The organism is Gilliamella sp. B3023 (assembly GCF_026536845.1).
In the GTDB taxonomy this organism is placed as follows: domain Bacteria; phylum Pseudomonadota; class Gammaproteobacteria; order Enterobacterales; family Orbaceae; genus Gilliamella; species Gilliamella apicola_E.
In genome coordinates, this window is record NZ_JAFNNH010000046.1 from 1 (window position 1) to 1,465 (window position 1,465).

Consider the following 1,465-nt stretch of genomic DNA (forward strand, 5'->3'; position numbering starts at 1 on the left):
ATTGACATCACAGACAACTAGGAATGCGATACAGGGTAGTGCACCTTATCTGACTTTCGACGGTGGTCGTACTCGTGCAGTTGATGCTAACGGTCTGCTTGGGATTACGCTATCTAACGGAGCTAATTACACGCCTTCTACCAATTTATCATCTACAACTCCAATCGTCTTGCCGGTTGAGGGTCAGAGTTTTGCTGATATTCGTATGTTCGTTCCTACTAATACTAGTTCAGTCGCTTTGAGTTCTCTTATCGGTCCTCCTAATAATTATTGGGGTGATGATGATGGTGATAGTGACGTTACTGCTACAGGTTCTTTAAGTTTATCTATCGTCGATAAAAGCGGTCAATCGGTATCACGTAGTACAGTGCCAGAGATTTGTAAGGCACCTTATAAGGTTACGCTATCTAGTACTAACGGTACATTATCTACTCGTTACGGATTTCCTAATCGTAGTACTTTCAATGCAAGTAATGTGACTTATTACGTCAATCCTAAGGCTTTGCCGGTGGTTTGTTTTGCAAAGCCTAATTTGACTTACGGTACAGGCCAATATGCTGGTCCAGCTTCGATGTGGGACCCTGCTAATGGTTTTATCCCTCAGTCAACTGGCCCATCTTCTTACGGTAGAAACTTTCCTACTACTGGCGCTAATGGTTTGTACTTTGATTTAAATATAGGTGGTGGAGGTTCGTTGTCTTGGTCTCCAGTGTCTCATGGTGGTATTACTGCTACCATGACAAATTCACCAGTTATTACTACAGGAGGGGTACGCGTTACTTTAACGGGTCCTTACGCTACCACATCCCAGCATAATTCAAACAATCCTGGTCCTATTTCTAAACCTACTTTGCCTCAGACTTTCGAGTTGGTCGGTCGTGATACTAATGGTGCTCCAGTCGTCAAATATGGTTTTACTTTGAAGCAGTGGTTCGTGAACACTGGTTCTGTGTATAAAAATTATTCTAATACATTATCTTGGTGTAATAGTCTTAGTTATCGAATGCCTAGCGTAAGTGATTTAACCAACGCGGTTCGTACATACTCTCCTGCTATCTCTGGCGCCACCCCTTCCTCATCTGGTAATCATTTTATGCGTCATATAGGTTCTGGCTTTTTCACCGAGTGGGGTCATCTGTTTGATTATTCAGGCGTTGGCTTCGTCTTCGCTCGGTACTGGATTAGTAACCCGAATGGTAGTAGAGGCCAGTTGTTGGTCGTGCACACAAACCACGGTGGCGTGCTTAGTGTCTCCAGCGACGCCTACGGACTTTGCTCCCATCCTTAGTTCTTATTCCTTCGTCCTTAATCCTTAATCCTTAGGCCGGGGGTGGGGTGATAAAAAATAGTATTAGGTGATTAAAAGTAAGCTGACTCAAGGAGTCAACGTCGTTTAGCCATAAAAAGCAATTTTGTGGCTAAGCGAGACTTCAATTACCCGCCTCGGCGGGTTTATTTTTGAGGC

The 1,465-nt window shown here is 43.8% G+C and carries 1 protein-coding gene; it reads left to right on the top strand.

All coding sequences use genetic code 11. The features are described from left to right. A partial coding sequence (locus J3U16_RS11865; RefSeq protein WP_267343181.1) for a hypothetical protein occupies positions 1–1,288 on the top strand: 1,288 nt, incomplete at its 5' end. Positions 1,289–1,465 lie beyond the last annotated feature (177 nt).